The organism is Streptomyces sp. YIM 98790 (assembly GCF_011421595.1).
GTDB lineage: Bacteria > Actinomycetota > Actinomycetes > Streptomycetales > Streptomycetaceae > Streptomyces.
In genome coordinates, this window is the sequence record NZ_WTLH01000332.1 from 1 (window position 1) to 3,287 (window position 3,287).

Consider the following 3,287-nt stretch of genomic DNA (forward strand, 5'->3'; position numbering starts at 1 on the left):
CACCGCACAGGGCGCCGCACCGGGCACCCGGCCGGGCGCGCGGCCAGGTACGCAGGCGGGCGGCGGCGCGGCCGCCGGGCCGTCGGACGTCGAGCTGGTCCGGATGATCCGGGCGGGGGACGCGGGCGCCACCGAGGAGCTCTACCGCAGGCACGCGGAGGCGGTGCGCCGCTATGCCCGCACCTGCTGCCGGGACGCGCACACCGCGGACGATCTGACCAATGAGGTGTTCGCCGCCACCCTGCAGGCGGTGCGCGGCGGGGCCGGGCCGGACACCGCGGTTCGGGCGTATCTGCTGACCTCGGTGCGGCGGGTGGCGGCGGTGTGGGCGCGTTCGGAGCGGCGCGAACACCTGGTCGAGGACTTCGCGGTGTTCTCGGTGAGCGCGGCCGGCGGTCCGCCGGGCGACGGCGACGCCACGGAGCTGGGCGCCGATGTGCGGGCCATGCAGGAGGCGGAGCAGTCGCTGGCGGTGCAGGCGTTCCGCAGCCTGCCGGAGCGCTGGCAGACGGTGCTGTGGCACACCGCGGTGGAGGAGGCGTCGCCGCGCGAGGTGGCGCCGCTGCTGGGGCTGACGCCGAATGCCACGGCGGTGCTGGCGCACCGTGCCCGGGAAGGGCTGAAGCAGGCGTATCTGCAGGCGCATGTGAACGGGGCGCTGACCGCGGGCGGCGAGTGCGCACGGTGGGCGGACCGGCTCGGCGCGTACGCGAGGGGCGGGCTGCGGTCGCGGGCCGAGCGGGGGCTGCGGCGGCATCTGGACGAGTGCGCGCGGTGCCGGGTGGCGGCGAGCGAGGTCCAGGATGTGAACCAGCACATCCGGGCGGTGCTGCCGGTGGCGTTCATCGGGTGGTTCGCGGCCGGGTCGGGGCTGAAGGCCGCAGGGCTCATCGGCACGGCCGGTGCGGGCGCGGCGGCCGGCGGCAGCACGGGGGCCGGCGGCAGCACGGGGGCCGGCGCGGGAGCCGCGGCCGCGGACGGTGCGGCCAAGGCCGGGATCGCGGCGGGCGTGGTCGTGGCGGCCACGGCCCTGGTGCTGGCGGTGGCGCTGCTGAACGGCGCGCCCTCACCGGAGACGGAACCGGAGACGCCCGAGGTGGCGGCGCCGGCGGAGACGACCGAGCGGGACCGGGAGCCGGAACCGCGGCAGGAGCCGGAGCCCGAACCCGAACCCGAACCGGAACCGGAGCAGGTGGCGGCGCCCGCCCCGCCTCCGGAACCCGAGCCGGAACCGGAACCCGCGCCCGTGACCGAGGCGGCCTCCGGACCGGCGCCCGAGCCGGAACCCGGGCCTGAGCCGTCCCCGGCCACCACCCCGAGCCCGGAGCCCGGACCCGGACCGGAACCGGAGCCGGAGCCCGCACCGGAGCCGGAGCCCGAACCGGACGGCTACCAGTTGCGGCGGCTGGACTTCGATGTGCTGGGGGACGGCGCGAGCCCGGCGATGCGGCTGTTCGAGAGCGACTGGACCTGGCAGCGGGAAGGGCTGTCGATCGGCGGCGAGACCCACGAGCACGGCGTCACGGTGCAGGCCCGCTCCACGCTGGTGATCGACCTCAACCGGGAGTGCCGCCGGTACCGGGCGAAGGCAGGGATCGACGACCTGTCGCACGGCGTCGGCGCGGCGGAGTTCTCGGTGTACGGCGACGACCGGCTGCTGTGGGAGTCGGACCGGGTGGAGGCGGGCAGGCCGGCCGTCGGCTTCGAGGTGCCGCTGGCGGGCGTCCGCACGCTCCGCCTGGAGGTGCACCCCCGCGGGCCGTTCGGGGCGATGTCGCTGGCCGACTGGGCGGACTCGGAGATTCTCTGCGAGTAGCCCGGGGCGGCAGTGCCCGCCCGCACCGGTCCGGCGGCGGCCCCGGCGGGGAAACCGGCCGGGGAAACCGGCGGGAACCGGCGGGGAAACCGGCCGGGAAACCGGCAGCGGCGGCTCAGGGGGTGACGCCGCTGGTGACGGCGCGCGGTTCGCGGTTGCCCTCGCCGGTCCAGCAGGAGCCGCGGCGGCTGATCAGACGGCGCAGCCACACCTCGGTGGCCACCAGCTCGGCCAGGCCGTCCAGCGGCACCGCCGTGCCCTCGGCGGCCTCGCGCAGCGCCTGCCGCACCACCCGGGCCTCGATCAGCCCGGCGTCCGCCAGCAGCGGGGCCTCGAACAGCTCGGTCACTTCCTCCAGAGCGGCGCGCAGGCCGGTGCGCGCGCTCTCCGCGTGCACCGCATGGGTGGGCGCGCCCCAGCCCGGCGGCAGTTCCCGCACTCCGGACCCGGTCAGCACCGCGCGCAGCACCTCGGCCCGGGCCCCCGGCTGCACCCGGAGCGTCTCCGGCAGCACCCGGCAGGCGCGGACCACCTGGTTGTCGAAGAAGGGGGCGTGCAGGCGCTGGTGGCGCAGCTCGACTGCCTGCTCCAGCACCCGGTGGTCACCGGCGGCGCGCGCCAGCTCCGCGCGCGCCCGCTGCTCCCCGGGCCGGCGGCCGGTCAGCCCTGCGCGGGGCCGTTCCGCCGCCGCTTCCAGCCGAATCGATACTTCCGCCAGCGCTTCCCCGGTCAGCCACCGGGCGGCCGGCCCCGGCCGGCTCCAGGACAGCCGGGCCAGCGCCATGGACTGCTCGCCCAGCTCGCGCAGGGCGGCACGGCCGCCGGCGCCCGCGCCATTGGCCATGGCCGAGCGCCGAAGCTGCGAGGCCGCACCCGTCAGCCCGTCCTGGTACGGGGTGCGGGCCAGCCTCCGGGCCGCCCGGTAGGTGGTGTAGACGGCGCGCAGCGGCCCGCCCGTCCCGCCGCCCGCCCGGCCCAGTGCGCTGGCCGGGCGCAGCAGTTGCCAGCGCCGCCGGTCCAGCCACAGGTCGGCCAGCCGGGCCGGATGGGCGTCCAGCACATGGCGGGCGCCGGAGCCGATCAGGTGATCGGAGCTGCCCGCGGACAGCCGGCTGCGGTGCCGGGCGGCGCTGACCAGCGCGGGCGACGGCTCGTCGGTCAGCCGCACCGCGTCCAGGCCGGCGAACGGCAGGGCCTCGGCGCCGCCCGCCACCACCACATGGTGGAAGCGCGGGTCGTCGGCGATGGTGCGGGCCCGCTCCAGCTCGGCGATGCGGTCGATGCGCCCCGGCCCCCCGGCCGCGGTGAGGTCGTTGAAGGTGACGGCCAGCAGCCGCTCGCCGGCCAGGGTGGCGCCGGTGCCGAAGACGGTGCCGGGCTGGCCGGGCAGGCCGGCCGCGAGCAGCGCCAGGGTGGCGGAGGCGCTGCCGCCGGAGAGGTCGGCGCCCACCCCCGGGGCGGGCTCGGGCTC

Annotated in this window: 2 protein-coding genes; one reads left to right on the forward strand and one right to left on the reverse strand. The window is 78.0% G+C overall.

Going from position 1 to position 3,287, the window contains the following annotated elements:
- The coding region (locus GQS09_RS27650) for a sigma-70 family RNA polymerase sigma factor (RefSeq protein WP_243761875.1) at nt 1-1,816 on the forward strand (1,816 nt) is incomplete at its 5' end.
- Nucleotides 1,817-1,931: 115 nt separating this feature from the next.
- Here the strand turns inward: GQS09_RS27650 and GQS09_RS27655 are convergent.
- Nucleotides 1,932-3,287, reverse strand: a 1,356-nt coding sequence (locus tag GQS09_RS27655; protein WP_243761876.1) for an asparagine synthase-related protein, incomplete at its 5' end; no start/stop codon positions are given.